The organism is Nonomuraea sp. NPDC003754, assembly GCF_053605785.1.
Genome location: NZ_JBSGJX010000053.1, coordinates 23521 through 49102, shown reverse-complemented (window position 1 = coordinate 49102; position 25582 = coordinate 23521). Strand labels below are relative to the sequence as shown.

Genomic DNA, 25582 nt, shown 5'->3' with positions numbered 1-25582 from the left:
GTTCGTGATCAGCGGATTCGTACGGCAAGGCGCGGGCCTGACAAGCGGTGCGAGGTTCTTTCACACAGATCGTCACCCGCGCACGGCCTTTCTCCGTTATCGTCACTCGCGCATCATCGGCAAAGTCCGTCATGATCGGGAGACTTCATGCGCGCGGTCCTCTCCGCTGCTGCGGCGGCCTTCACCCTCCTCCTCACCTGCATGGCCGCCCCTTGGCCTGCTGCCGCCTCCACCGCGGCCCTGCCGGGCGGCAAGGCGACCTATGTCGTCTCGCAAGGACACCTGAAGGCCGCATCCAGCCAGAACTGGGTACGGCTCGGCAGCTACCGCTTCGCCGCCGACGGCACGGTGACCGCGGCTCTGTATCTGTGGTGGCAGCGCCATCCCGAGGCCAGGCAGCCCACCGGCAACACCCCCGACTCGGGCTGCACCACCAGGGCAGGCGGTTCCCGCTCGCTCCCCCGTACCTGCGAGGTGCTCACCGCCGGGGGTTTCACCGGCTCCCCCGACGAGAACCGCACCGGAACGTACACCGTGTCGGGCAACGTGGTGAGCATCCGGTGGAAGATCGCCCAGACGTGGACCGAGCAGTGGTACGTGCGGCCCTCCCCCGACGGCGCTCTGGCCCGCCTGGACCTCAAGTCCAGCACGCTGGCCACCCACGGTTACGGCTACGGCAGCAACGCGGCGCTCGGCACCCGGCGCGCGATGAGTTCGGTGAAGGCGTTCGCCGGCACTCTCAGGCAGGACCTGACGAGCTGGGCGGGCGGCAGGATCGTCGCCACCGGCGGTCAGAGGTTCGCTCATTCCTCCTTCCGCGCCTGTGCCGACACCACCTGGTGCCTGACCTACCTGCAACCGTCGTCCGCGGGCGCCTGCCAGAAGTCGGGCGGATGCCCCAGGTACGGAGGCGGGACGAAAGCGAACGTGAGTTCCATCCAGTACTACCTCACGAAGATCTCCAACTCCGATCGCCGCGACACGTTGTGGCACTGGTGCACCTGTCTGGCGATGGAGCGCGGCGAGTTCTGCTACACCGGCAACTCCCACGTCAAGCCGCTCATGCAGATCATCGACGACAAGGGCGCCTTCCGCGGATGGGTCGGCGCGGAGGCCTCGTTCTCGACCGGTTCCAGGGGCGCGGACATGCTGGCGGTGTTCCGCATCACCGACTTCCGCTGACCGGAGGGAGCGACCCGCACGATCTCCGCGTGACCCCTGGGGGCCGCCGTGGCCGCCGAGTAGGCTCGGGTCCAGCGGGTCGCCCCTCCATCGCAGAGCAGGAGTAGTCCCATCGCCGGTCCATCGAGCTTGGCGGAGCTGCTGCGCCGTCATCGGCATGCGGCACGTCTGACTCTGGAGCAGCTCGCCGAAGCATCGGGGGTCAGTGCCCGCACCCTGTCGAACATGGAACGCGGCCGCCGCCCGCCGTCGTCCTGGACTGCGCCGAGTCGATGCACTGGTTCTCCGACCGGTGGATGCACGGGCCGCACTGGCGGGGGGTTTTCACGCTCGGCGCGGACGCTGCCCGAACGGATCTGGCAGTCGGTTCGCGGTCCGAACTCCTGACGGGCGGGTCGACCGCGTCTGAGGATCAGCCCTCGGGCGGGGCGGCGAAGGGGGCCAGGTCGGCGGGGGTCACCGCGGTCAGGCGACCGGTGCGCACGTCGTCCAGGACCGAGGCCACCCAGCCGGCCTCCGCGGCGGCCATCGTGCGGAGGTACTCGATCTCGATCACCGTGATCCGGGGCAACCGGCGCGCGGCATCCGAGCCCAGGCTCGCGTCCAGGGCCGCCAGCCGTTCGGCGAGCGCGGCGGCCCGTTTCTCCAGCACCGCCGTCATCTCCGCCGGCGAGAGCATGAGCAGGTGCGCCAGGCCCACGGCGAACTCGGGGAACTCCTGCCTGGGCACGCCGAGCATCTCGTGCAGCCATCGGCGCGTCGCCTCCCGCCCCGCGTCCGTGATCTCGTAGACGGTCCGCTCGGGGTAGAGCTGGTCGCGCTCGGTCTCCTTGACGGTGACCAACCCGCCGGCGAGCAGCCGGTCGATCGTGCGGTACAGGCTCGACCGCTGCCCGACGTTGACCACCTGGTCCTTTCCGTACTCCTTCAGCAGCCGCTGGATCCGGTACGGGTGCAGCGGCCCGCCGTGCAGGAGCGCGAGCACGGTCAGACCGAGTGGCGAAGACTTCATGGCCCTAATCCTAGCAACTAGTTGACGTGAAACTAGTTGCACTGCAACTATCAGAGCCATGGACACCCAGGTACTGATCGTCGGAGGCGGCTACGCAGGCCTCGCCTCCTCACTGTTCCTGTCCCACCAGGGAGTGCGTTGCGTCCTGGTGGACCGGCATTCCGGCGTCTCGATCCTCGGACGGGCACGCGGCATCAACCCCAGGACCACGGAGATCTACCGCCCCCTCGGCCTCGACGCGGCGATCAAGGCCGCGGGCAGGCCGTTCGACGAGGAGTCGGGCGTGGCCCGCTGCACCACGCTGGCGGACGAATGGCACTGGATCTCCGACGAGAAGTCACCGCGCGCGCTGCCCGAGCTGACGGCCGGCGAGTTCGGCATGGCCGACCAGAGCACGGTCGAGCCGATCCTGGCCCGGGCCGCCCGCGACAGGGGCGCCGACCTCCGTTTCAACACCCGGTGCGTCTCGGTCGAGCCGGACGCCGACGGGGTCACGGCCGTCATCGAGGACCGCGCCACCGGCGAGCGGCAGACGATCAGGGCCGGCTACCTGATCGCGGCCGACGGCTATCGCGGGCGGATCAGGGAGCAGCTGGGCATCGAGCGCACCGGGCTGGGCGTGCTGCGCCATTACCTGTCCTTCGTCGTCAAGGCGGACCTGTCGCAGATCATCAGGAAGCGCGCGCTGTTCTGGATCATCGGCGGTCCTGGCGCCGCGGCCTCCGGAGCGTTCGCCGGCCACGCCGTGCCGGGCCAGTGGGGTATCGGGCTGACCTACGACCCCGCTGTGGAGTCGCCCGACGACTACCCGGACGAGCGGCTCGCGGCCACGGCCAAGCAGCTGATCGGCCGCGACGTCCCCGTCGAGATCCTGGACCGGGCGGCCTGGGTGGAGGCGGTCGGCGTCGCCGACCGGTACCGCCACGGACGGGTCTTCCTGGTCGGCGACGCCGCGCACGTGTGGCCGGCCGCCCAGGCGATGGGCGCGAACTCGGCGGTGCAGGACGCCCACAACCTGGCCTGGAAGCTCGCCATGGTCCTCGCCGGCGACGCGGGTGACGAACTGCTCGACACCTACGAGGCCGAGCGCAGGCCCGTCGCGCTCGAACTGGCCGACCTCACGGTGCGCAGCCAGGCGGCCAGGTTCGGGCCGAACCCCGAGGACGATCCGGTGGACCCGATCATGTGCGTGCTCGGGCAGCGCTACCGGTCCACCGCGATGGTCGGGGCCGAGCACGGGTCAGTCTTCGGCGAGAGCGTCGAGCAGTACGCCAGGCCGGGCACCCGCGCTCCGCACCTCTGGCTGGAGCGGGACGGCCGCAGGATCGGCGTGCACGACCTGTTCCACGACTCCTTCGTCCTGCTCACCGGGGCGGAGGGCGAGCAGTGGACGCGCGAGAAGGCGCACGTGCCGGTGCGCGCCTACCGCGTCGGGGTCGACCTGCTCGATCTCGACGCGGCCTGGCAGTCACGGTACGGCCTGGGCGAGAGCGGCGCGGTGCTGGTGCGTCCCGACGGCTATGTCGCGTGGCGCAGCGACTCCTCCGCCATGAGCCCCGCCGACGCCCTCCGTCAGGTGCTGGCCGCGGACAGGCGTGGCGGTCGCCAGTCGGCGGCGACCCCGACGCCGGCCTGAGCACGCCTGGCCGGGCCGTCCGGTCCGCCGCCGCCCGGACCAGCCGGTCCAGGCGGGCCCTCTCCACGGTCGCCGCCCGATGCGTCACCGGGTGGGCGACCTGCGCGAAGCCGAAGGTCACCGTGCCGCTCGGCCGGCGTGGCGGCGCGTGCCCCGGTACGGCGGGCCCGCTCAGCCGCTCGTCGTGGTCGAGGATCCGCGACTCGAGCTCGCGCAACCCCGGCCCGGGTTCGACACCCGACCGGGCGCGTCCAGACCGGCCAGGGGAGTTCCGCCCCACTGCGCGAGGGCCGCGGCGAGATCGCCCTCGCGCAGGTGCCGGCGAAAGCGCGTCACGTCGACCGCGTCGGGCGCCACGTCGAGGCGGTAGGCGGCACCGACCCGCACGATCGTGCCGCGACCGAGGCTCTTGCGCAGCCGGGCCACGTGCCACTGCAGGGTCTTGTCCGCCGTGCGCGGGGGCGCGTCACCCCATACGAGCTCCACCAGGCGCGACACCGGCAGCGGTGTCCCGGGCGACAAGGCCAGGGCCGCGAGCACCGTCCGCGACCTCGCCGAACCGATGTCGACCGGCTCGCCGTCCTCGGTGGCGACGCGGACACCACCGAGCAGACCGATCCGCACCACAGGGCTGCTCCATGGGTGTCCGGCTGGGCGCTCGTCGCGGTGGCACCGTACCTGGCCGGAAGTCTCCTCGTCATGTTCGACCTGCTCGCCGCGTCCTCGGCACGCCGTTCTGGTGGTCCCCCTGGCGCTGAACGAGATGGTGCTCGCGGTCCGGCTGCTGGCGAAGGGGTTCAGCACGCCGTCGTCGCCGCTCACCGCCCAGGTCGCCGGCACCGGCGGCGCCGCGTGACGTGGTGCGGAGGAGGGTGGCCGCCGGGGGCGGGCACGGCTGCCGTCAGCGCCAGAACCTCACCTCCGGGTAGCGGCGCGAGGCCCGGTCGAGCAGCGGCCGCGACTGCTTGCGCAGGTGCAGGTCGAAGAAGGCGCCGACGTACGTGCGGAGGACCTCCACGGTCCGCGGACCCGAGAGCGAGGAGTCCAGCTTGAGTCCGAGCTGCTGGGCGAGGAGCGGATAGTCGCAGAACGACCGGTGTTCCATGCCGTCGAAGGTGATCCAGCGCTTCCAGCCGGGAACTGCCGCACTCCCCGGGCGAGTCCGGCGCTGGGTGCCACGCGGACGCTAGGATGCCGCCGTGTCCCAAGAGACGTTGATCGTGGCGGTCGCCCAGACTTCGGCCCGCCTCGGTGACGTGACCGCCAATGCTCAGGCGGCGGCCACGTCAATCCCCGTGGCCGCCGAATCCGGGGCGAAGCTTCTCATCTTCCCCGAGCTCTCCCTCGTCGGCTACGACCTCGACCTCCTGGACGACCCGGCGGCGTGGGTGACCGAGGACGACCCACGACTCGACGTCGTCCGGCAGGCCGCGCGGGACTGCGGGGTGACCGCGGTGGTGGGCGCGGCCTACCGCCGGGCCGACGGCACGGCGTGGATCGCCTCGCTGGCGGTGCGTCCGGACGGAAGCATCCATGCCTACGGCAAGCAGAACCTGCACGGCCGCGAGCGCGATCTCTTCCAGCCCGGTGAGCCGGGTCCGCTTCTCGACGTCGACGGCTGGCGGGTCGCCCTCGCCATCTGTTACGACGCCGGCGTGCCGGCCCACGCCGAGGACGCGGTCCGCCGAGGTGCGGAGGTCTACGCCGGATCGGTCCTGTACACGCTCGCGGAGGCGCGGCGGCTGGACCTCCATTTCGGGGCACGCGCCATGGATCACCGCATGTTCGCGATCGCCGCCAACCACGCCGGCACGGGGCCGGGCTGGGTCTCGTGCGGTGGCAGCGGGGTCTGGCACCCGGACGGGACTCGGCTGACGCAGGCCGCGACCGGCCCGGGGCTGGTCACCGCGGCGCTGTCGCGCGGCGAGCTGCTCGCCTTGCGCGACAGGGACGCGCTGGCGGGCTACCCGCGCGGCACGGTTCCCGACGCCTCGCCCGCGTAGGGGGCCGAGATCGTCAGCGGCCGGCCGAGCGCCGCAGCTCGTCGAGGATCTCGAACTCCTCCGCCGTCAGGTCGGCGGCCACGCTCAGCCTGCCCGTGGACGTCTCGAGCTCGATGGGCGGCGGCCGCTCGGCGCTCTCCGGCACGACCTCGAAAAGCGGCTTGTGTTCGGGGTTGCTCACTTTCCCAGCATGCCACGGGATCACTGAGGGGGTCGCCGGCCGGTCGGGACAGGGAGCCGCGTGATGAGGACCGCCGGGCAGACACCGCCCCGCCGCCGCACTCGATGTGATCAAGGCAGGGCGAGGCGGTGAGGGCATCTCCTGACGGCGTCCGTGGCGGCCGGGCCAGGCGGGCCGGATCCGTCAGGTGCAGGTGACGCTGTACGTGACAGGTTCGGAAACCGCCGTGTTGGGCGCGACGACCTGAAGGTAGCCGGTCACCCTTCCGCCGGTGGACTGGACGGCGCGCCAGTCCTTCCACTCCACCGTCCTGGTGAGCGGGCCGCCCTCGGGGAAGGTGATCCGCTCGGTCGGGCTGCTGGTGTTGTTGTCGAAGCGCCAGGCGTACTCGACCGGCACCGACGTAGGCGCGGACACGGTGATCGTCGCGGTGGCCTTCAGGTCGACGGGGCAGGCGCCGGCGTGGTTGGACGGCGTGATGGCAGGGTTCGTCACCGACGTCACCTTCCCGCCGGTGTTGGGCGCGGGCGGCTTGCCGTTGCAGGTCAGGGAGTACTCGCCGGGCTCGCCCTGAACCTTGGCGGGGCCGGTGACGTCCAGCCATACCTTGGCCGCGTGGCTCTTGGAGGTCATCCAGGAATGGGCGGCACGCTGTGTCCCCGGTTCGGTGAACCGGAGCTTCTCCTCCTGCCAGTAGCCGCCGTCGTCCCAGCGCCACCGGTAGGTCACGGTCAGCGGGTAGGTCAGGCCCTTGGGGGCGGTGACCGTCGCCGCGGCGGTGAGCTGGTAGGGGTTGGCGGTCGTGCAGGCGCCCGGTTCGCGGCTCCACGTGGTGACGGCCGCCTTGGACACGGTGAGCTGGGCCGGCTCCTCGCCCTTGCAGGTGACCGACCAGGTGATCGGCGCCGAGTCCTTCCAGTGGCCGTAGTCGTCGCCGGTCGCGACGGCGAACGCGGTCGATCCCGTTGTCGTGCCGTTCTCGACCCAGTCCCTGGTGTAGGTCCTGGTCCCGGAGATCCTCTCGGAGGTGGCGGCCGTGCCCGGGTACTTCCAGTAGTGCCAGACCACCGCCGGCCCGCCCGTCACGGTGATCGTCGCCGTGGTCCGCACCGTCACGGGGCAGGCCCCCGTGTACGGCTGGGCGGGCGAGGCCACCTTGGTCTCGGAGAAGCTGATGTCGACGCACGCGATCGTGAACTTCACCGGTTCGGTTCGGGCCAGAGCCGGCGAGGTGACCTCGACCCAGGCGGATCCGCCGCTCGTCCTGGACGGATCGGCGACCGGCCAGGCGAGGGTGAGGTCCCTGGTGAGGTCGGTGCCCTTGATCTCGATCTCGCCGGGGACCGTGGTCCCGTCGCTGCGGACCCACCTGTAGGTGACCTTCGCCGGCTTCGACACCGCGAGGGTCGCGTGGAAGGTGAACTGCAGGGGCCTGGTGCAGGAGCCCTGGTAGCCGGCCGGGCTCACCCACGGGTTGGCCGCCTTCACGACGACCGGGGGCGGCGTCGGGTCGGTCGCGCAGGTGACGCGGTACGGGGCCCTGTTCGAGGTGCTCAGCACCCTGCCGTCCGGGCCCAGGATCTCGATCCAGCGCGTACCCGACTGGCTGGTCAGGAAGGTGCGGCTGGAGGTGACCGTACGCGTGGAGGCGTCGGAGAACCACAGCCGCTCGGTGCCGAGCGCGCCGCCGTCGCTGTCCACCCATCGGTAGGAGACGGCCGCGGGCACCCGGGAGACGGTCAGCCTGCCGGTGAAGCGCAGCGTTCCGCCGCCGGCCGGGCACTTCCCTGCGTAGTCGTCGCCGGTCGCCTCGGCCGACGCCGTGGGTGCCGGCGGCGCCTGTCCTGGTCGCCCGGAGACGCCGACGTCACGCAGGCCGGCGCCACAGGAGACCGTGTAGTAGGCGCGCTTGGAGATCAGCTTCTTCGGGCTGAGCACCTGGACGGCCTGCCAGCCCCGGGTGCTGCCGGTGAAGGAGCGCCGTTCCCGCAGCGTCACCTTCGCTCCCGCGCGGACGGTCTTCACCGCGCTCTTGCTTCCGTCGCTGCGGATCCAGCGGTACGTCAACCGGTCGGCCCCCTTGACCGTGACGGCCGCGGAGAACACGGTCGAGACCGGGCACTGCTCGCCGCCACGGGCCGGGGAGGCCTTGACCGCGGCGATCCTGACCATGGGGTCCGCCGCCGCGTTCGCGGGAGCGGTGAATGTCCCCGCCGACAGGCAGAGAGCGGCGGCCGTCGCCACGGCACTCCGCCACCATAGGTTCTTCCTCACGCAAACTCCGATTCAGTGATGTAGCGCGCGTAGTCTGGTCAACGCGACTTGCGGGAGAGTGGGAAACGGCTGCAAACGTCGCCGCCCCGCCGCCGGCGGCCTGCCGCCGGGATCACGCCGCGGCGCGCACGCGCTGCAACGTGCGCACGCCCGCTACCGCGAGCGGCAGGAACAGCAGGCTGAACGCGCCGCCCACCACATACGTCAGGTCGATCGGGATGAACATCATCGCGACGAAGGCGCCGAGGTAGACGGCGGTCAGCCACCAGCCGACGACACCGGCGCGGGCGAGCCCGGCGCACACGGCGAGCAGGCCCAGGAAGGCGAACATCTCGGTGCCGCTCCACAGGGGCATGAACGCCGACCCGTCCACGGTGTCCGAGATCCGCACCGCGACGTCGAGCGGGAGCTGCCGGCCGAGGACCATCCGCCACCAGTCGTCGCGCACGGCGCCGGACACGTTCAGCAGCCCGAGGGCGGCGGCCAACGCGCCGACCAGGGTCAGCCACCGCCCCTTCCTGCCGCGGACGAGCCCTGGCACGACCATCGCGCCCAGCCCGCCGGCGATCAGGCCGTAGTGCAGCAGGATCGCCGACAGCTCCGTCAGGAAAGCGTCGCGGGCCAGCGAGGTGATGTAGTCCATCGTCGAGTCGGAGTCCTGCGGCGGGCAGGTCATCATGCCGGCGAGCATGAGCAGGGGGCAGGCGATCAGGGCGGCACCGCCGGCGCGTCGCAGGAACCAGCCGGCTCGATCGGCGGGCTCGGCAAGCGCGGGCCCGGCGGCCGTCGCGCTGTGGGCAAGGGGGGTCATGTCGTACCTCCGGGCTTCGGTGTCGTTGGCGAAGGAACTCTCTCGCCGGGACGCCAGGCGGCGCGTCAGCCATTGCGTATCGTGACGGGTCCACGCGTCGGTGGACCGGCTCTCGCGCGGGTCCACCGTTCGAGGGACCCGGTGAGCGGCAGCGGTCCGCCATCCGGCGGACTCGGCGGCCATCGGGCATGATTACCATCTGTAGCCATGACGATGACCCGGCTGAGGGACGCCCGCCTCATCCCGCTGGTGTTCGGCCCGCTGATCGGCGTCCTGTCCGTCGTGGAGACGAAGCTCGACGACTTCTTCGGCGCCAGCGCCGCGGCCACCTGGGTCTCGGGGATCGTGCTCGGCGTCGGCGTGGTGCTCGCGACCTGGTATCCGCTCGCCGGTGCGGCCGTCGCGGCCATCTGCTTCCCGGTCGGCGTGGTGGCCTTCGACGCGCCGGGTGCCGGCGGTGCGGCGATGATCGGCCTCATCGGGGCGGTCGCCTGGGCCGGATGGCGGGAGCCGCCGCGGCGTTCGGCCGTCGCGCTGTGCGTCGCGGCCGTGTCCTTCGCCGGCACGTCGGTCGTCGGCGGCCAGTCGGTGTGGGAGCTGTTCTTCGTGCCGGCGATCCTGCTGCCGGGCTGGTACATGGGGCTGCTCGCGCGGCGCAACGGCGAACGCGCGGTGAAGCTGGCCGAACTGGCCGCGGCGCTGGACGCCGAACGGGAGGCCAACGCCCAGGCCGCGGTCGCGCAGGAACGCACGCGCATCGCACGGGAGGTGCACGACGCCGTCGCGCACTCGGTCAGCGTGATGACCCTGCAGCTGGGCGGCTTGCGCCGGCTGCTGGCCGATCGTCCCTCCGAGCAGGAGATCGTGGTCGGGCTGGAACGGCTCGGGCGGCAGACGGTCGAGGAGATGCGCGGCCTGGTCGGCATCCTGCGCGAGCGTCCCGACGGTGAGCGGCCGACGCCCGTCCCGTCGCTGTCCAGGGTCGACGAGCTGATCTCCGACGTCCGCGCCGCCGGCCTGGAAGTGCACCTGGACTCCCCCGCCGACCTGCCGCGGCTGCCGCCGGTGCTGGATCTCACCGCCTACCGGGTCCTGCAGGAAGCACTGACGAACGTGCTACGGCACGCCGGCGCGGCTCCGACCGCGGTCGCCATCGGATACACCGAGCAGGCGCTGACCCTGGAGGTGCGCAACGAACCCGGGCGGGCGGCGCGCGCATCCACCGCATCGCCCGCGAAGCGCGGCGGCCACGGGCTGGTCGGCATGCGCGAACGGCTGGCGATGGTGCACGGCAGCCTGCACGCCGCCCCCGAACCGGACGGCGGTTTCGCGGTCCGTGCCCGATTCCCGCTCCCCCGAACCCGGTAGGGACAGGCTCGGTCGCGCCCGTCCTTCCCGCTCGCCGTTCAGGCCTGCTCCTCGCCGAAGAGGATGACCTGCCGGACGGCCTTGCCGTCGGCGAGCTGGTCCATCGCCTCGTTCACCGCCGAGAGCCCGATCCTCGCCGACACCAGCGCGCCGACCGGCAGCCTGCCCTCGCGCCACATCCGGGCGAAGACGGGAATGTCACGGGAGGGGACCGCCGACCCGAGATAGCTGCCGATGATGGTCCGTCCCTCCGCCACGAGCTTGAGCGGCGAGATCGACGATCGGGCGTCGGGCGCCGGAAGTCCCACGGTGACGGTGCGGCCGCCGGGGGCGGTCGCGTCGACCGCGCTCTCGAAGGCGCGAGCGTTCCCGGCCGCCTCGATGACGACCGGCGCCTTGATACCGAGCGCGGCGACCTCGGCGGGACTGTAGGTCGCATGGGCGCCCAGGTCACGGGCGGTGGCGAGCTTGTCCGGATTGCTGTCGACGCCGACGACCGTGACGCCGTCCAGGGCACGCGCGGTGATCAGCGCGGCCATGCCCACGCCGCCGAGCCCGACGACCATCACCGTCTGGCCGGCGGCGGGTTCGCCGGCGTTGATGACCGCGCCGCCACCGGTGAGCACGGCGCAGCCGAGGATCGCGGCGACCTCGGGAGGGACGTCGTCGTCCACCGGGACGACCGAGTGCCGGTCCACGACCGCGTGCGTGGCGAAGGCCGAGACCCCGAGGTGGTGCAGGACCCTGCCGCCGTTCCGGTGCAGGCGGACGCCACCGGTCAGCAACCTCCCCTCGTTGTTGGCCGCGCTGCCCCGGACGCAGGGCGTCACGCCGTCGGTGGCGCAGCCCTCGCAGGCGCCGCAGCGGGGCAGGAAGGTCATGACGACCCGCCGGCCGACGGCGATGTCGTCGACACCGGCGCCGGCCTGCTCGACCACGCCGGCCGCCTCGTGTCCCAGGAGCATGGGTACGGGGCGCACCCGGTTCCCGTCGACGACCGACAGATCAGAGTGACACACGCCGGCCGCCTCGACCCTGACGAGGAGCTCGCCGGGGCCGGGCGGGTCGAGGTCGAGATCGCAGATCGTCAGCGGACGGGACTCGGCGTAGGGGCGCGCCCGGCCGATCTCCTCAAGGACGGCTCCGCGGATTCTCATCACATCACCTCTCAGAGGCTCCAAGGTTGTCTTCACGATAGGTTCGGCGTGCGGATACGGCCCGGCCGGACGCCGGGCCACTCCCTCGCCGCGGCGGCTGGACGCCGGGCGGCTTCCTGCCACGGCGGCGGCTTCCCCACGCGAGGCGGCGCCGTGACTCTCAGGACGGGGCGGACCGATGGTTGGCCAGCAGGACACCGGCGCCACCGAGAACCAGACCGACAACGGCGAGCGGATGCAGCACCTGGCCCACCAGGAGCCAGGCCAGCACCGCCGTCACCGAGGGAGTCAGGAAGAACACCGTGCTCACCCGGCTGGCGGACCAGCGGAGCAGCATCATGTTGAGCAGGATGAACGACGCGATGGAGTTGACCAGCACCATCCACGCGACGGACGCGCCGAACGCCGTCCAGTCCGACACCCGCGGCGTCTCGACCGCCAGGCAGGCCAGCCCGACGGCGGGGGCGCTGACGAGAAGCTGCACCGCGGTTCCGGCCCGCACGTCCATGTCGGGGACGAACCGCTTCTGGTAGAGGGTGCCGGCGCTCAACCCCAGCAGCCCGACCAGGCACAGCGCCACACCCCAGCCGGACAGGCTCACCCGGTCGGCCACCGCGAGGACGACGCCGGCAGCGCCGAGGGCGAAGCCGAGCCCCTGCCGCCTGGTGACCGTCTCGCCGAGCAGGCGCATGGCCAGCACGATGACCACGGGGCTGAGCCCCTGGACGAGGGAGACGACCGCGGCGGGGAAGCCCATGCCGAGCGCCGTGTAGAAGCAGCCGAACTGCAGGGCCTGGATCAGCAGCCCGGAGACGGCGATGTGCGCCGCGGCCCGGCCGCGCGGCCAGGGCGCGCGGGTGATCAGGGCGTAACCGGCGAGCAGCACCCCGGCCAGGGCGAAGCGCGCGAACATCAGCAGCAGCGGCGGAGCCGCCGCGACTCCCGGGATGCCGGCGATGAAGGCGCTGCTCCAGAGCAGGACGAACACGGCTGGCGCGACCGCCGTCAACCGCGGACCGCCGGACGTCCCCACGGGTGCCGCGTCACCGAGGCCGCGGGCCGTGCTGACCGGTGGCGGGCCAGGGGTCGCCGCCGGGGATCCGGGCGGCGCACCGGACGGCGGCCCGGGTGGCAGTCCGGGCAGGTCCGGGGTGACCGGCGTCATCGAGTCGTCCTTCCGTGCGAAGACCCACCGGTGGGGACACACGCGGCGGCCGAGGGGCGGCTGAGGGATGGCTGCGCCCGCCCCGCACGCCCGGCGCAGCGAACGGCGGGACGGCGGGACAGCGGACGGCGGGAGGCGGGAGGTGGTTCAGGAGGCGCGCAGGGCCGACCGGCGCAGCTCCCACAGGGCCTGCTCCGAGGTGCAGACCCCGGCGGCGCCGTGGCGGAGCGCCTCGGCCACGTCCGCCTCGCCCTGGACGAACCCGGCGGCCAGGTACGGCACGCCGAGCTCCCTGGCCTGCTTCTCCACGTATCGCAGCACGACGGCGGGCATGAGCTGGACCAGATCGGGACGGGACCGGGCGATGGCCTGGACGCTGCGGTGCAGGTTGGAACGGTCGGTCACGAACACCTTCTGCATGGCCAGCAGTCCCAGGCTGCTCGCCCGCTCGACGATCGCCGCGCGGGTGGAGCAGATCCCGACCGCCCCGATCCCCTTGAGGTAGGTCAGGGCGCCGGGGTCGTGGCCGAGGCCGGGGGTCGAGTCCATGTTGACGAACACGATCTTGTTCGCGGCCAGGGTCCGCCGGACGGTCGCCTCGAGATCGCCGAGCGGGACCGAGGCGAGGATGCCCAGCGGGGTCGAGGTGGTGGTGAACCGGTCCGCCATCTCCACGCCGACCAGCGACGCCATCACGGGGTGTTCCGCGAGCGAGGCCAGCAGGCGCCGGTCAAGGGGACGTTTCGGACGAGGGTTCACTGCTCCACCTTATGCGTCAGCCGTGCGCGGTTGTGTCGGCCTGGAACCGGCTGGGCAGCCCCAGCTTCCCCGGGTTCATGATCCCCTCGGGGTCGAGGGCCTGCTTGACCGCCACCAGGGTGCCGAAGCCGCCGGCCAGCGATCGTTCGACGTACGGCGAGCGCAGCAGTCCGACGCCGTGGTGGTGGCTGATGGCGGCGCCGTGCCGGATGAGCACCTCGTTGGCGGCGTCCCAGGCGGCCCGGTACCACTCGCGGCGGCGAGCGCGTTCCACGTCGCCGCGCAACGAGAAGTACAGGCAGGCGCCGTCGGTGTAGGCGTGCGACTGGTGGGCGGAGGCGCGCAGCGTCCCGGGGACCGCCTCGATGGCCGCCACCACCTGGTCGTAGATGGCCGTCAGCGACGACCACGGCGCGGCGATCTCGCAGGTGTCGGCGACGAAGCCGGGGCCTTTGGCGAAGCCGTCGCCGGACTTGCCGACGACCATCCGCTCGTCGAGCCACCGCGCGAGGACCGCGTCGCCGTCGAGCGTGACCGCCGCCCGCTCCTTGCAGACCTCCTCGACCACCGCCATGGTCGCGTCGACCAGCGCGGGGTCTCCCTCGTCGGCGATGAGCAGCAGATTGGTGTCCCGCTCGCCGAAGTGGGTGCCGCTCTCGTGCGCGTCGTACAGGCGCAGTACCGCCGGGGTGGCGCCGCGCTGGAGGATCTCCCTGCACGCGTCGAGCCCGGCCGCGAAGGTGTCGAAGCCGTACGCGAGCCCCACCGCGTAGCCGGGCAGCCGGTGGGTGCGCAGCCGCAGCCGGGTGATCACGCCGAGCGTGCCCTCGGAGCCGATGAACAGCTGGCGCAGGTCAGGCCCCACGGCGGCCCTCGGGTAGGTGCCGTAGCTGGCGGTGCTCCCGTCGGGCAGCACCACGTCCAGCCCGACGACCATGTCCTCGATCTTGCCGTAGCGGGTGGACAGCTGGCCCGCCCCCCGGCAGGCCGCCCAGCCGCCGACCGTCGAGATGGCGAAGGCGGACGGCCAGTGCCCGGTCGTGGCGCCGTACGTCTCCTGCAGTTCCTTCTCGAACAGGTCGCCGAACATGCCGGCCTGCACCTCGACGATCATCGACTCGGCGTCGAAGGAGATGATGCGGTTGAGCCGGCAGACGTCCAGCACGACCCCGCCGAACACCGGCAGGGCGGCACCGAGGACGTTGCTGCGGCCCGCCGAGACCGTCAGGGGGATGCGGTGCGCGTGGCAGAGCCTGACGATCGCGGCCACCTGCTCCTCGTCGGCCGCCTCGACGATCACGGCGTCCGGCGTGGCGGGGTGACCGTCCGTCTCGCCGATGGAGGTGCCCGCCCACCAGTCGCGGGTGCGCGTGATCACCTCGTCCCGCTCGGTGTGGACGGCGGCGGCGATCGCCCGCAGCTCGGCGACGACCGTGGCGGGAACCTCGACCACGGCGGCCTGCAGGCTGGCCGGGCCCGCGCCGGGCGGGCAGTCGGCGGCCCAGCGCGGCGGGGTGGGCGCGCCGACGACGTAGTCACCCCGGTTGAACGGGTGGGTGATGGTCTGCCTGCTGATCATGAATGTGCCTCCATCAGTACGGTCTTCTCGCGCTCGATGCCGGAGATGTAGTCGTCGACCTGCCGGGCGACCTCGTCGTCGGACAGCCCGAGCTCCCTCTGGAGCAGCCGGCCGACCTCAGGGGCGGCCTTGACCGACAGGTCACGGGCGAACACCCGCATCCGGGTGCGGCGCGACAGCACGTCGTCGACGCTTCGCGCCAGCTCGCACCTGGCCGCGTAGACCACCTCGGCCCGCAGGTGGGCGCTGCCCTCGATGATCGGCTCGGCCAGGGTGGGATCCTCGCCGAGGAGGTCGGCGACGAAGCGGGCCTCGGTGCCGTAGCGCTGTCCCAGGTGGGCGCCGAGCCCTCCGGTGGCCGAGGTGGCCTCGGCGTCGTAGCCGGCGCCGCCCAGCAGCGGGAGGCGTGCCGTACGGCAGCGGGCCCTGCGGCCGAGCACCTTCAGGGCCGCGTCGACCACGAGCTCCCCCATGTGGCGGCTGGTGGTGAGCTTTCCGCCGGTGACGGTGACGAGCCCGTGCGCGTCGGTCGAGACGCGGTGGTCGCGGCTCATGTCGAGCGTGGCCCCCTCCTTGCCGCCGACCAGGGGACGCAGCCCGGCGATCGAGCCGACCACGTCCTCGGGGCCGAGGTCGGCGTCGAAGGCGGTGTTGGCCCCGTCGAGGAGGTACTGCATCTCCTCCCTGGTGCACAGCACCTCATCGAGGGATCCGTCGTAGTCGGTGTCGGTCGTCCCGACGACGACCACGTCCCCCCAGCGGGTGCAGGTCGCGCGGCGGGCCCGTCCGGGGATGGGCACGGTCACGGTGCCGTCGATGGGCAGCCGCGTCCAGGGCACCACGATGTGCACCCCCTTGGCCGGACGGATCCGGGGCCGGTGGCCGGGATCCGACAGGGCGTCGATCGCGTCCGACCAGACGCCGGTGGCGTTGATCACGACGCCCGCCCGCACGTCGATCTCGCGGCCGTCGACCTCGATCTTCGCGCCGCGCACCCGGCCGCCCTCTCGGACCAGGCCGCGGCAGGCGGCGCCGTTGATCACGGTCGCCCCGAAGTGCGCCGCGGTCCGCGCGATCGTCAGGGTCAGGCGCGCGTCGTCGGTGCGGCTGTCGTAGTAGAGCAGCCCGCCCTTGAGCTGTCCTGCGCGCAGCCGCGGGGCGCGGGCGAGGACTTCGGCGGCGCTGAGGCGCTGGTGCAGCCTGCCGATGCGCCATCCTCCCGCGAGGTCGTACGTCCACAGCAGGCCCTCGAAGGCCTTGGCGATGCGCGCGTCGAAGACGCCGTCCTGGGCGAGCACGGGGAAGACGAACGGCAGCCGCTGCACCAGGTGCGGGGCGTTGTTGCGGAACCGCTGCCGCTCCAGCAGCGAACGCCGTACCAGCGGCAGGTTGCCCTGCTCGATGTAGCGCAGGCCGCCGTGCACCATCTTCGACGACTTGGAGGACGTGCCCGACGCGAAGTCGTCCCGTTCCACGAGCGCCACGGTCAGGCCGCGGGTGACGGCGTCCAGCGCGGTGTAGCAGCCGGTGATGCCGCCGCCGACGACCAGGACGTCCACGGGCCGGGCGGCGAGCCGTTCGATCTGTTCCCTGCGGTCGAGCGCGAGCGCGGTACGGCGGATGGCGCTGTTCGTCTCTGACCTCGCCTTGCGTGCGGGAAGCCGGATCACGAGGGTGATTCCTCCTGTACGTCGGGTTCGGGACCGCGGGAGCCCGGCGCGCCGGGGCCGGCGGTGGCGGTGTGGCGAGCCAGCAGGTCGCGCCATGCGGCGCGGGCCGCCACCCGCTCGCTCTCGGGAAGGGTGGGTTCGAAGACGGGGGCAGGCCGGAGGCCGGCGACGGCCGCCGAGACGTCCTGCCACAGCCCGGCGCGCACGCCTCCGAGGTAGGCGGTGCCGCGGAGGCTGGCGGTCTCGTGGTCGCGGGCCCGCCGTACCGGCCGGCCGATCAGGTCGGCCTGGCTGGACATCAGCACGTCGCTGCCGGCCAGCCCGCCTCCGCAGAACAGGTCGGTGACCGGCCTGCCCATGACGTCCTCCACGCCTTCCAGCAGGTCGCACACCGAGTGCGCGAAGCCGTTGAGGACGCCGCGGGCCAGCTCCGCCCTGGTCGTGGACAGGCTGAGGCCGGTGAGGACCCCCGTGGCCTCCGGCGACCAGACCGGGGTGCGCAGTCCCGCCAGTGCGGGCAGGAACATCACCCGGGTCGGCCCGGTGTGCTCGCGGGCGAGTTCGGCCAGCTGGGCCGGCGAGCCGAACAGCCCGATCTCCTCGCACAGCCAGCGCATCGCCGAGCCGGTCGTCGAGGCGTAGCTCTCCAGGCTGAACACGGAGGTGCCCCGCGACCGCCAGCCGACGAGGGTGAGCACCCCCGGCACCTGGCGGCCGGGAGCGGGCGGCCGGTCGCCGGCGACGGCGTCGAGGAACGTTCCGGTCCCGTGGACGCTCGTGGCCTGGCCGGGCCGGTGGGCGCCGAGCGCGATCATCGCCGCGTGCTGGTCGCCCATGACGGACAGGATGGGCAGCCGCACGCCGAGCACGGACGGGTCGGTAACACCGAAGTCGCCGTCGTCGTCGACGATCTCCGGCAGCAGGTCGGGCGGGCAGCCGAGGAACTTCACCCACGGCTCGTGCCAGCCGCCCGTCCGCAGGTCGTAGGCGCCCACGGCCACGGCGTTCGTGGCCGACATGACATGGCGCGCGCCCCCGGTCAGCTTCCAGACCAGCCAGGTGTCGACCGAGCCGAAGGCCAGCCTGCCCTCGTCGTGGGCCCGCCGGAGGGCCGGGTCGCCGGCGACCTCCTCGGCCGCCCACAGCAGCGGCGCCCGGGAGCCGACCGGCCGGCCGGTGTGCTCGACCAGGTGCGCGTCCCACTCCGGCTCCCACTCCCGCAGCCGGGCGGCGTACCGGCGGTCCTGCCACACCACGGCCTGGCTCAGCGGGGAGCCGGTCACCGTGTCCCACAGCAGCACCGTGGCGCGCTGGGTGGAGATCGACACCCCGGCGAGCTCCACCCCGTGCGCGGTCGCCCACTCCATCGCCTCCCGGCAGACCCGGACGGTGTCCGCCCAGATCTCCGTCGCGTCCTGCTCGACCCGCAGGTGGTCGGGCGAGCGGACCGAGAGCGGCAGGTAGGCGGCCGGTGCGGCGGTGCCGTCGTCGAGGACGACGGCGGCCCGGGTGCCCGTGGTGCCCTCATCGATGCTGAGCACGCCGCGACGGCGTTGCCTTGTCATGCGCGAAGGTCCTTTCATCGTGTCCGTACCGGACACCGTTCAGGCCGACACCGTCGTACGCTGCCGGAGGCTGATCGCCTCTTCCTCCAGGTTCACCGCGACCCGGGTGGGGTCCCACTTGATGGCCAGGCAGGTGAGCAGGCCGACCAGCGGCACCACCGACAGGACCATCAGGCTGTTGCCCACGCCGATTCCTGCCTGGAGCTGCGGGAACAGGTACAGGCCCGCCACCGAGCCGAGGCTGCCGAGCATGCCGGTCACGCCGGTGCCCAGCGTGCGGATGTCGCTGCGGTACGAGAGCGCGGCGATCGACTTGCCGTTGGGGCCGGGCCCGGCGGAGTGGAAGAAGATGAACAGCACCGGCAGCAGCGCGGCCAGCGCGACGGGCAGTTGCTTGAACGTCGCGCCCATGACCAGCAGGGCGACGAACACCATGGCGTAGCCGGCCATGGAGCTGACCCGCAGGCCGAAGCGGCGCCCCGCGTAGGCCGACAGGCAACCGCCGACGATGCCGACCGCGTTGAAGGCCATGGAACCCAGCGTCGCCTTCTCGAACTCGCTGCCGAACAGCTCGAGGCTGATCACCGGCAGGTACCAGCCCACGGCGAAGTACTGCATGGCCTGGGTGAGGGAGATGGCGGTCGACAGCACGGTCCTGGGCAGGTAGGGCTTGCGGAACAGGACACCCGCCTCACGGAACCCGACCGGGTGGGCGCCCTCCTGGGCCGGCCCGGTCTCCCGCGCCCCTTCCTGTACGGCGAAGCCGTACATCCGGCGCAGGTTCGCCACGGACTCCCCCAGCCTGTTCTTGGCGGCCAGCCAGGTGGGGCTCTCCACCAGGAACAGGCGCTGCAGGACGAGCAGGACGAGCGCGAAGGCCGCCGACGAGCCGACCGACCAGCGCCAGATGTCGGCGCCGACGTCGAAGTTGTAGAACAGCAGGGTGAGCAGGAGGTTGGTGGTCGTCGCGGTGTACCAGACCCCCTGCCAGAAGTTGAGTCTGCCCTTGAGGGAGGCGGGGGTGTACTCGGCGAGCAGCGCCATCGCCACGGCGAAGTCGACGCCGTAGGCGACGCCCACCAGGGCCCGCCCGGCGAAGACGGTCTCGAAGTCGGAGCCGACCGCGGTCAGCAGCGCGCCGCAGGCGAAGACGACCTTCGTCATCAGCAGCGGCTTGACCCTGCCGATCCGCGCGGCGAGCCAGCCGCCGAAGGGGTTGGAGATGATCGCGATCGCGGGGGCCATGGCGGTGAGCACGCCGACCTGCGTCGGCGACAGGCCCAGTTGCTTCACCATGGGCGACAGGCCGGCCCCCAACGCCGCGTTGGAGTAGGCGTCGAGGAACAGGCCTGCCAGGGCGAGGAACCAGATCCAGTTCGCCCGGCCGCTCAGGCGCTTGAGGGTGTCGATGAGGTCGGCCGCGTCTCCCGCGTTGCGGATGACCGCTGGTGCCGTGTTCGCAGAGCCGTCGTTCATGCTCAGCCGCCTTTCGGGGGGTGTCCCTTGCCAGCGGTCCAAGAACGACAAAAAGCACAGACGAAGACCACTGACAGGGATGTCTTCGTCTGTGCCTGTCGGTTAGCGGGACGTTAATCGCGTAGTGTCCGATATGTCAAGCATGATGGGCCGGGTGTGAGAGGTTCCGGCACCCGTCCTACAGTCACCCGTCATGGCATATGTTGTGCAAGCCGTGTGGACCGCGCGCGACGGCGAGGAGACCGCCGTCGCCGACATCATCCGGACCATCACCCCGCTGTCGCGCCAGGAACCGGGCAACCTCTCCTACCAGGCCCACGTCGCCGTCGACGACCCGCGGCGGTTCATGATCTACGAGCGGTACGTCGACGCGGCGGCCTTCGAGGCCCACCGCGCCTCCCCGCATTTCCAGAAGTACGTCGTCGGTGACTGCCTGGCCCGCCTCGCATCCCGGGAGGTCGTCGCCTACGAGCCTCTCGACCCCTGAGCGAGCCGGGCGGTCAGGCCGGGTTGCCGGCACAGGTGGGTCAGGCCGTAGACGGTGGCGTGCGCCGGTTCGGACGCCACGCGTACGGGCATGCGGAGCGTGCTGCGCAGCCGGTTCAGCAGCCGCGTCTGCCCGGCGCCGCCGCCGGTGACGATCAGGCCGCCGTCGCGGACCGTCGCACGCAGGTGGGCGGGCATGCGGTGCAGCAGACCGGCTGTCATGCGGACCACGCTGTCCACCGTGGGCCAGGGCAGGCCCGCGCGCGTGGTGGCGCTCAGCTGCAGGGCCACCGCGTCGGTGATGGCGCCGTCATGGATGACGACGGCCTCCACGACGCCCGCGCCCACGTCCAGCAGCAGGCACGGCCGAGGATCGGCCACATCGAGACCGGCGCCGACGGCGGCCGCCAGGGGCTCCTCCACCAGCACCACCGGGCACTCGGCCGCCTCGATGACCGCCGTGCGCAGCGACCGGCGCTCGCTCGCCGTGGCGGCCACCGGCACGCCGACCAGTATCCGCTCCAGCGGCCAGGCTCCGGCCAGCCGCGCGTCGTAGAGAACGATGTCGACCAGCCGCCGGCAGGCCGCTGGATCGGCGACCACGCCGTGCCGGATCGGCCAGCGCAGTCCGGAGGGCGCCGTGGTCCCCGGCGCCCCCGCGGGGACCGCCGAGAGCCGCTCGGCGATCGCGAACGTTCCCGAGGTCAGCGACCTGGTGCGCACGGTTCCGAGGTCCAGGACCGCGTAACCGCCCATGTCACGGCGGCGCCGTCCGGTCTGCTCGCCGGTGCGTGCGGTGGTCTGGGGGGAGGTGCTCATGCCGACGCCTCCCTCTGCGGAGGTACGGCGCAGCCGTCGCAGGCGAGCCGGTGCGGCGCGCGCAGCAGCTGCTCGTACGGGATGAACGACGCGCAGTCCGTGCACACGCCGTAGCGCTCCCGGTCCATGCGGTCGAGTGCGGCCTCGATGTCGGCGACCTGCCGGTCCGCGCGCGAGGTACGCCCGCCCGTCGCGGGCGTGAGGGCGGCGAGCTGGTCGTGCAGCAGCCGGCGCAGTTCCTCCAGCTGCGCCAGGTGCCGGTCGTAGTGCTGGAGGTGAACCTGGACTGATCTGACGTCGGCCATGACGATGATCGGCTCCTTGCTTGCGGGAAAGGCCACGCCGCGCTGGACGTGGCGATGCCGAGCTCCCGGCGGCGCCCGCGACGCGGGCCGCGCGTGCACACCCGGGCATGCACAGCGGGCCTCCCGGCGTGCGAGCGGCCGGAGACAGGAAATCGAAGGACGCGACTAGATCAGCGGAGGACTGCGCGAGCCGGCGGCGCGGTGCGCCTCCTGCTGAGGATGGCGGATGGCGCCGGCACCGGGTTCCGGCCCTCCCGGCGACGGGACCTGGTCGGTCTCCGGCCGCCGTTCGGCGCGCAGCGCCGTCCACAGCGACGACACATGGCGCGTGGTGACCCCGGAATTCCGCGGCGGCAGGCTGGACAGCAGAGCGTCCTCGGCGCCCGGCGCCCAGGACTGGCCGGAAGCGTCGGCCGGCCGCAGTGCCACGCCGTGACCGGCGGGAAAGGAGCCGGCCAGCAGTAGAGACAGCAGGATCAGGCCGATCACGCCGGTGAGCGCGACGGCCGCTCGTGGTGTCCTCCACGGCCCCCTTGTCATGCCCCCGACCCTAGCCCAACCTGCGCGAAAACCGGCATCCGGGCGAAACGGGCACCAGGTGCGGCACGCCGATCTTTGCAATTCCTCCACATCTCATGAGCCATGCCTGCACACGACCTTCCTATCGTGAGGCCGGTGACGGTCTTCGAGACGGGCCCGTCCGGTCGCGGGCGACCCGGACGGCGGCTCCCCATCTGGATTCCGCTGCTGTTCATGGGCGTCGTGACGGTGGCGCTGCCGGTGATGGAGCTGCACATCGGCCGGCTGTCGACGGCGCTGTGGATCCTCACTCCGGTGGTGACGCACGGGGCGTACGGCGTGGCGCTGCTCGTCTACGTGCTCGGGATGAAGTCCCTCGCCAGACGGGGCGCGCCGGCCGGCGCCGTGGGTCTGCTCCTGGTGGTCATCGGCATCGCCGGCCCGGTGACCCTGCGGTCCTTGCCCGAGTTGCGCATCCAGACCCGTTTCCTGCTCGAGCGGCCGGCGTTCGACGAGGTGGCCGCCCTGTCGGACAGCGGACGGCTGCCCGCGTCACAGCTCGGCGGCTACATGGGCGCGCGGCTGCCCGACCGCCTGTGCTTCGTCTCGGCCACCTGCCGGGTCAAGACCATCGGCACCAGCGGCGGGCGGCCCGTGCTGTTCGTGCCGGACTGGCTCGGCATCCCCGATGACGCCGTCGGCTACGCCCGTTTCGCGGCTCGTCCCGGCGGTGAGACCTTCGACGGGTACGGCATGCGCATCTGCCCGACCGTCGATCTCTCGGACGGCTGGTGGTGGATGGGCCGCTGCCCACCAACCCGCTGACCGGGCGTGGCGGTGGAACAGCGGCGCTGCTATGTCGCCCCGGTGAAGCGCGCGTGTGTGGTGGTCGCGGCGTCCTGTCCGGCCAGGTCCAGGGCGGCGAGCCAGCACGCCGCCCCCGCCGTGTCCCGTGCGGTGCTGACGCGGTGTCCACGCAGCAGTTCCATGACGGCGTCGCGGACGGCGCCTTCGCTGGTCAGGACGCTGCCCGCCAGCACGATCGGCCCCTCGCGATGCAGCCGGGAGACGGTGGCCACCAGGCGGGCGGCGGCGGCCTGGACGATCCGCGCGGCCGCCGGGTCCCCCAGCGCGGCCGCCTGCCCGATCAGGGGCGCGGCGGCGGCGAGCGTCATCCGGTCGGCCTGCGCCTGCCGGACGATGCGGTCGGCTCGCCGCCGGGGCGGGCCGGCCACGCCGAAGTGCCGGCTGACCAGGTCGACCAGGGGTCCCGGCGGCGTGCCGCCGTCGAGGGCGTGGACGGCCGCCCGCACTCCGGCACGTCCGAGCCAGAAGCCGCCGCCCTCGTCGCCGAGCAGCCAGCCGAGGCCGTCGGCGACGGCGTCGACGGCGCGGCCGGTGAAGCGGGCGGCGGCGGCCCCGGTCCCGGCCAGCAGCACCGTGCCCGAGGGGGCGGGCGTGCCGGCGGCGTAGGCCACGTCCACGTCGCTGACCAGCCGCGGAGCGTGGGCCAGGCCTTGCTCGGTCCAGACCTGCCGGAGCACGGCGGCGAAGGAGCCGTCCGAGCCGGCCACCCCGGCGACGGACGCGGTCACCGCCGACGGGTCCAGACCGCCCATCGCCTGGCGCAGGGCGCTCGCGATGGCCGCGGCCGCCGCGGCGTCGCCGTGCGCGGCCGGGTTGCCGCCGCCGGCCGTGCCGTAGCCGGCTCTGGCGCCGGACAGGGTGTGGACGGCGACGCGGGTGGAGGTGCCGCCCGCGTCGACACCGGCGACGAGCATCAGCGCACCAGCCGCGCGGCGCCGGGCGCGAGGACGAACGTGGCGCCGATGGGCTCGTAGGACCCGGTGGCGGGGTCGAATGCGGCGGCCGGGCGGGCGAGCGTCACCTCGGTGGGCCGGTCGTGGCGGGCGTTGCACACGAACAGGTGCCGCTCGCCGTACCGGCCGACCACGACGTCACCGGCCGGCACCGCGCCGTCGGCGGCCGGCGCCGCGCCACGTGGCACCGGGCCGGTGTGCCCGGCCGACCGCCACGGCAGCCGCGCCAGCTCCTCCCCCACCGGCCGCAGCCAGCCGGTGTTGAGGTCGCGCACGATCCCGTAGCGCTCGGTGGACTGCCCGCCGTCGACGAGGGCCGGCTGGAAGCCCTCGCCGCGCGCCGGATCGGGCGTCCAGTAGGTGAAGTACTGGATGCCGGTGTAGCCGTAGGCCAGCGCGGTGTTGACCTGCCAGGCCAGCTCGGCGGCCGTCGGCGTACGGTGCCCGTCGTAGGCGAGCGTCTGGACGTACATCCACGCGGGCAGGCCGGCCCGTCGCGCGTGCGCGCGGATCAGCGCCAGGTCGGCGAAGTAGCCCTCGTCCTCGCCGGCGGACAGGAACGGATAGCGGTCGAAGGAGACCACGTCGGGACGGACGGTGTCGACGAAGCCGCCGACGTAGGAGTCGTAGGACCCGGTGACGTGGCTGGGGAACAGGTTGACGTAGGCCAGGTGCCCGCGGGCGCGCACGGCCGAGACCCCGGCCGCCAGGCGCGGGAAACGCTCGGGCAGCGGTTCGTCCATGAGGCTGATGCCCCGGAACGACGGGTGCCCCGCGTAGTCGTCGATCACCCGGCCGATCAGCGCCCTGGTCTGCTCCTCGCCGGGGTCCAGGTCGCGCATGAGCACCTCGACCCGCGGGTCGGAGGCCACGAGCACGCCGAGGCCGGTCTCGTCCGCGCAGGCCAGGGCGTGCCGCAGGATGACCGTGTCATTGAGGTAGTTGCCGGTGATGACCAGGTCGATACCCGCGTCGGCGATCTCGCGGTACCTGGCCACGGTCGTCTCGTGCGGAGGCGGCGGCCAGAACGCGGCGATCGTGAGGCTCACAGCGCACCGGTCCTAATCCGCCCCGCGTAGCGCGCGGCCAACGCGTCGTTGTGCGCGTCGGCGCCCGGGATGTTGGCGGACAAGTAGGTGGGCGGGACGGTGCCGGCCGCGCCGATCAGGCCGATCGCCTCGGCGACCATGAGCTGGACGGCGGTGGCCGAGGTGATCGAGGAGATGCCGCACACCGGCCCGTGCTCGGCCTCCAGGACGGCGTCGCCGTACGGGGCGAGGTTGTCGATCACGACGTCGGCCAGCTCGAACAGCCGCTCGCCCGAGGGGTGGCGGGAGGTGATGGCGGTGGTGTGCGCCAGGGAGGTGATCGCGATCAGCGGCAGCGAGCGCTGCTTGACCAGCCTGGCCATCTCCACGGTGGAGCCGTTGCCGCCGGAGTTGGAGGCGATCACGAAGACGTCGGCCGGCTCGATCCTGTGCAGGGCGAGCACCTGGTGGGCGGTGTGCGGGTCGCGCTCGGCCAGCGGGTCGAACTCCTTCGGGGAGGCCGTGCCCAGCACCACGGGGTCGCGCAGGGTCAGCCGGTTGGTCGGGATGAGACCACCGGCCCGGCCGGCCACCTCCAGCGCCACGGCCTCTGAATGGCCGGTGCCGTAGGCGTGGACGACGCCTCCGGCCCGCACCGCCCCGGCGATCAGCGCCCCCGCCCGCCTGATGGCGGGCAGCTGGCTCCTCGTCAGCTCGTCCAGGCGCCGGCGCGCCTCGTCGGCGAAGGCCATCACAAGATCCATGAA

Annotated in this window: 26 protein-coding genes; 7 read left to right on the top strand and 19 right to left on the bottom strand. The window is 72.7% G+C overall.

The features are described 5' to 3' along the window. Positions 1-147: 147 nt before the first annotated feature. On the top strand, positions 148-1182 hold the full coding sequence (locus tag ACWEVS_RS40540; RefSeq protein ID WP_449919013.1) for a hypothetical protein: 1035 nt from the start codon (positions 148-150) through the stop codon (positions 1180-1182). 129 nt (positions 1183-1311) lie between these two features. Then, positions 1312-1569 carry a helix-turn-helix transcriptional regulator gene (locus ACWEVS_RS40535; RefSeq protein WP_452556122.1) on the top strand — a complete coding sequence of 86 codons (258 nt, stop codon included), beginning with the start codon at positions 1312-1314 and terminating at the stop codon, positions 1567-1569. Positions 1570-1594: 25 nt separating this feature from the next. Here the strand turns inward: ACWEVS_RS40535 and ACWEVS_RS40530 are convergent, their stop codons facing one another. Continuing rightward, positions 1595-2194, bottom strand: coding sequence for a PadR family transcriptional regulator (locus ACWEVS_RS40530; protein WP_449919007.1), 600 nt, complete (start codon positions 2192-2194; stop codon positions 1595-1597). A gap of 58 nt (positions 2195-2252) precedes the next feature. Between ACWEVS_RS40530 and ACWEVS_RS40525 the strand changes: the two genes are divergently transcribed. Beyond that, positions 2253-3830, top strand: a complete 1578-nt coding sequence (locus ACWEVS_RS40525; protein WP_452556119.1) for an FAD-dependent monooxygenase — start codon at positions 2253-2255, stop codon at positions 3828-3830. 171 nt (positions 3831-4001) lie between these two features. On the opposite strand, the gene ACWEVS_RS40520 is transcribed toward ACWEVS_RS40525, so the two are convergent. After that, the gene (locus ACWEVS_RS40520) at positions 4002-4457 is read right to left on the bottom strand and encodes an AfsR/SARP family transcriptional regulator (protein WP_452556117.1); all 456 of its coding nucleotides are present in this window, start codon (positions 4455-4457) and stop codon (positions 4002-4004) included. Between the two features lie 274 nt (positions 4458-4731). After that, a complete protein-coding gene (locus tag ACWEVS_RS40515) occupies positions 4732-4935 on the bottom strand; it encodes a hypothetical protein (RefSeq protein WP_452556115.1) in 204 nt (67 codons plus the stop codon). A gap of 94 nt (positions 4936-5029) precedes the next feature. On the opposite strand from ACWEVS_RS40515, the gene ACWEVS_RS40510 reads away from it, so the two are divergent. After that, positions 5030-5833, top strand: coding sequence for a carbon-nitrogen hydrolase family protein (locus ACWEVS_RS40510; RefSeq protein ID WP_452556113.1), 804 nt, complete (start codon positions 5030-5032; stop codon positions 5831-5833). A gap of 13 nt (positions 5834-5846) precedes the next feature. Here ACWEVS_RS40510 and ACWEVS_RS40505 read toward each other — a convergent pair whose 3' ends face one another. From ACWEVS_RS40505 to ACWEVS_RS40495, 3 genes are all read right to left on the bottom strand, one after another. Continuing rightward, entirely contained in the window at positions 5847-6014 is a 168-nt protein-coding gene (locus ACWEVS_RS40505; protein WP_452556111.1) for a hypothetical protein, read from the bottom strand. 183 nt (positions 6015-6197) lie between these two features. Beyond that, complete coding sequence (locus ACWEVS_RS40500) at positions 6198-8288, bottom strand: hypothetical protein (RefSeq protein WP_452556109.1); 2091 nt, start codon at positions 8286-8288, stop codon at positions 6198-6200. A 112-nt stretch (positions 8289-8400) separates the two neighbouring features. Continuing rightward, positions 8401-9099, bottom strand: coding sequence for a hypothetical protein (locus tag ACWEVS_RS40495; protein WP_452556107.1), 699 nt, complete (start codon positions 9097-9099; stop codon positions 8401-8403). Positions 9100-9306: 207 nt separating this feature from the next. Here ACWEVS_RS40495 and ACWEVS_RS40490 point away from each other — a divergent pair, with 207 nt between their 5' ends. Beyond that, positions 9307-10467, top strand: coding sequence for a sensor histidine kinase (locus ACWEVS_RS40490; RefSeq protein WP_449918985.1), 1161 nt, complete (start codon positions 9307-9309; stop codon positions 10465-10467). Positions 10468-10505: 38 nt separating this feature from the next. Here ACWEVS_RS40490 and ACWEVS_RS40485 read toward each other — a convergent pair whose 3' ends face one another. The 7 genes from ACWEVS_RS40485 to ACWEVS_RS40455 form a co-directional block, all read right to left on the bottom strand. After that, positions 10506-11624, bottom strand: a complete 1119-nt coding sequence (locus tag ACWEVS_RS40485; protein WP_449918982.1) for an alcohol dehydrogenase catalytic domain-containing protein — start codon at positions 11622-11624, stop codon at positions 10506-10508. Positions 11625-11784: 160 nt separating this feature from the next. Next, positions 11785-12789, bottom strand: coding sequence for a DMT family transporter (locus ACWEVS_RS40480; protein ID WP_452556106.1), 1005 nt, complete (start codon positions 12787-12789; stop codon positions 11785-11787). Positions 12790-12936: 147 nt separating this feature from the next. Beyond that, complete coding sequence (locus ACWEVS_RS40475) at positions 12937-13548, bottom strand: glycerol-3-phosphate responsive antiterminator (RefSeq protein WP_354908194.1); 612 nt, start codon at positions 13546-13548, stop codon at positions 12937-12939. 16 nt (positions 13549-13564) lie between these two features. Beyond that, positions 13565-15127 (bottom strand): FAD-binding oxidoreductase, encoded by a 1563-nt coding sequence (locus ACWEVS_RS40470; protein ID WP_452556104.1) that lies wholly within the window; start codon positions 15125-15127, stop codon positions 13565-13567. Next, complete coding sequence (locus ACWEVS_RS40465; protein ID WP_452556102.1) at positions 15124-16797, bottom strand: FAD-dependent oxidoreductase; 1674 nt, start codon at positions 16795-16797, stop codon at positions 15124-15126. The genes ACWEVS_RS40470 and ACWEVS_RS40465 overlap by 4 nt, the downstream gene beginning before the upstream one ends. Then, positions 16794-18362, bottom strand: coding sequence for an FGGY family carbohydrate kinase (locus ACWEVS_RS40460; RefSeq protein WP_452556100.1), 1569 nt, complete (start codon positions 18360-18362; stop codon positions 16794-16796). The genes ACWEVS_RS40465 and ACWEVS_RS40460 overlap by 4 nt, the downstream gene beginning before the upstream one ends. Positions 18363-18401: 39 nt before the next feature. Continuing rightward, positions 18402-19838: an MFS transporter gene (locus ACWEVS_RS40455; protein WP_449918970.1), complete on the bottom strand. Its 1437-nt coding sequence runs from the start codon at positions 19836-19838 to the stop codon at positions 18402-18404. Positions 19839-20031: 193 nt separating this feature from the next. Between ACWEVS_RS40455 and ACWEVS_RS40450 the strand changes: the two genes are divergently transcribed. After that, positions 20032-20325 (top strand): putative quinol monooxygenase, encoded by a 294-nt coding sequence (locus tag ACWEVS_RS40450; RefSeq protein ID WP_354908187.1) that lies wholly within the window; start codon positions 20032-20034, stop codon positions 20323-20325. Here ACWEVS_RS40450 and ACWEVS_RS40445 read toward each other — a convergent pair. From ACWEVS_RS40445 to ACWEVS_RS40435, 3 genes are all read right to left on the bottom strand, one after another. Further along, complete coding sequence (locus tag ACWEVS_RS40445; RefSeq protein WP_452556098.1) at positions 20304-21143, bottom strand: rod shape-determining protein; 840 nt, start codon at positions 21141-21143, stop codon at positions 20304-20306. The two genes, ACWEVS_RS40450 and ACWEVS_RS40445, sit on opposite strands and share 22 nt — an antisense overlap. After that, a complete protein-coding gene (locus tag ACWEVS_RS40440; RefSeq protein WP_452556096.1) occupies positions 21140-21484 on the bottom strand; it encodes a hypothetical protein in 345 nt (114 codons plus the stop codon). The genes ACWEVS_RS40445 and ACWEVS_RS40440 overlap by 4 nt, the downstream gene beginning before the upstream one ends. A 129-nt stretch (positions 21485-21613) precedes the next feature. Continuing rightward, positions 21614-21988, bottom strand: coding sequence for a hypothetical protein (locus ACWEVS_RS40435; protein ID WP_449918964.1), 375 nt, complete (start codon positions 21986-21988; stop codon positions 21614-21616). Between the two features lie 135 nt (positions 21989-22123). Between ACWEVS_RS40435 and ACWEVS_RS40430 the strand changes: the two genes are divergently transcribed. Beyond that, complete coding sequence (locus ACWEVS_RS40430) at positions 22124-22792, top strand: hypothetical protein (RefSeq protein WP_452556094.1); 669 nt, start codon at positions 22124-22126, stop codon at positions 22790-22792. A 29-nt stretch (positions 22793-22821) separates the two neighbouring features. Here the strand turns inward: ACWEVS_RS40430 and ACWEVS_RS40425 are convergent, their stop codons facing one another. The 3 genes from ACWEVS_RS40425 to ACWEVS_RS40415 are packed head-to-tail and all read right to left on the bottom strand — an operon-like array spanning position 22822 to position 25579. After that, positions 22822-23748, bottom strand: a complete 927-nt coding sequence (locus tag ACWEVS_RS40425) for an N-acetylglucosamine kinase (protein WP_452556092.1) — start codon at positions 23746-23748, stop codon at positions 22822-22824. Further along, the gene (locus tag ACWEVS_RS40420) at positions 23748-24836 is read right to left on the bottom strand and encodes a hypothetical protein (RefSeq protein WP_452556090.1); all 1089 of its coding nucleotides are present in this window, start codon (positions 24834-24836) and stop codon (positions 23748-23750) included. Before ACWEVS_RS40420 ends, ACWEVS_RS40425 begins: the two co-directional genes overlap by 1 nt. Further along, positions 24833-25579: a sugar isomerase domain-containing protein gene (locus ACWEVS_RS40415; protein WP_449918951.1), complete on the bottom strand. Its 747-nt coding sequence runs from the start codon at positions 25577-25579 to the stop codon at positions 24833-24835. The genes ACWEVS_RS40420 and ACWEVS_RS40415 overlap by 4 nt, the downstream gene beginning before the upstream one ends. Positions 25580-25582: the final 3 nt, after the last annotated feature.

Excerpts from the sequence above, each read along its gene's own strand:
- ACWEVS_RS40540 (WP_449919013.1), top strand. The coding sequence starts at position 148 with ATGCGCGCGGTCCTCTCCGCTGCTGCGGCGGCCTTCACCCTCCTCCTC.
- ACWEVS_RS40530 (WP_449919007.1), bottom strand. The coding sequence starts at position 2,194 with ATGAAGTCTTCGCCACTCGGTCTGACCGTGCTCGCGCTCCTGCACGGC.
- ACWEVS_RS40525 (WP_452556119.1), top strand. The coding sequence starts at position 2,253 with ATGGACACCCAGGTACTGATCGTCGGAGGCGGCTACGCAGGCCTCGCC.
- ACWEVS_RS40515 (WP_452556115.1), bottom strand. The coding sequence starts at position 4,935 with ATGGAACACCGGTCGTTCTGCGACTATCCGCTCCTCGCCCAGCAGCTC.
- ACWEVS_RS40495 (WP_452556107.1), bottom strand. The coding sequence starts at position 9,099 with ATGACCCCCCTTGCCCACAGCGCGACGGCCGCCGGGCCCGCGCTTGCC.
- ACWEVS_RS40490 (WP_449918985.1), top strand. The coding sequence starts at position 9,307 with ATGACGATGACCCGGCTGAGGGACGCCCGCCTCATCCCGCTGGTGTTC.
- ACWEVS_RS40485 (WP_449918982.1), bottom strand. The coding sequence starts at position 11,624 with ATGAGAATCCGCGGAGCCGTCCTTGAGGAGATCGGCCGGGCGCGCCCC.
- ACWEVS_RS40480 (WP_452556106.1), bottom strand. The coding sequence starts at position 12,789 with ATGACGCCGGTCACCCCGGACCTGCCCGGACTGCCACCCGGGCCGCCG.
- ACWEVS_RS40470 (WP_452556104.1), bottom strand. The coding sequence starts at position 15,127 with ATGATCAGCAGGCAGACCATCACCCACCCGTTCAACCGGGGTGACTAC.
- ACWEVS_RS40460 (WP_452556100.1), bottom strand. The coding sequence starts at position 18,362 with ATGACAAGGCAACGCCGTCGCGGCGTGCTCAGCATCGATGAGGGCACC.
- ACWEVS_RS40455 (WP_449918970.1), bottom strand. The coding sequence starts at position 19,838 with ATGAACGACGGCTCTGCGAACACGGCACCAGCGGTCATCCGCAACGCG.
- ACWEVS_RS40450 (WP_354908187.1), top strand. The coding sequence starts at position 20,032 with ATGGCATATGTTGTGCAAGCCGTGTGGACCGCGCGCGACGGCGAGGAG.
- ACWEVS_RS40445 (WP_452556098.1), bottom strand. The coding sequence starts at position 21,143 with ATGAGCACCTCCCCCCAGACCACCGCACGCACCGGCGAGCAGACCGGA.
- ACWEVS_RS40435 (WP_449918964.1), bottom strand. The coding sequence starts at position 21,988 with ATGACAAGGGGGCCGTGGAGGACACCACGAGCGGCCGTCGCGCTCACC.
- ACWEVS_RS40425 (WP_452556092.1), bottom strand. The coding sequence starts at position 23,748 with ATGCTCGTCGCCGGTGTCGACGCGGGCGGCACCTCCACCCGCGTCGCC.
- ACWEVS_RS40415 (WP_449918951.1), bottom strand. The coding sequence starts at position 25,579 with ATGGATCTTGTGATGGCCTTCGCCGACGAGGCGCGCCGGCGCCTGGAC.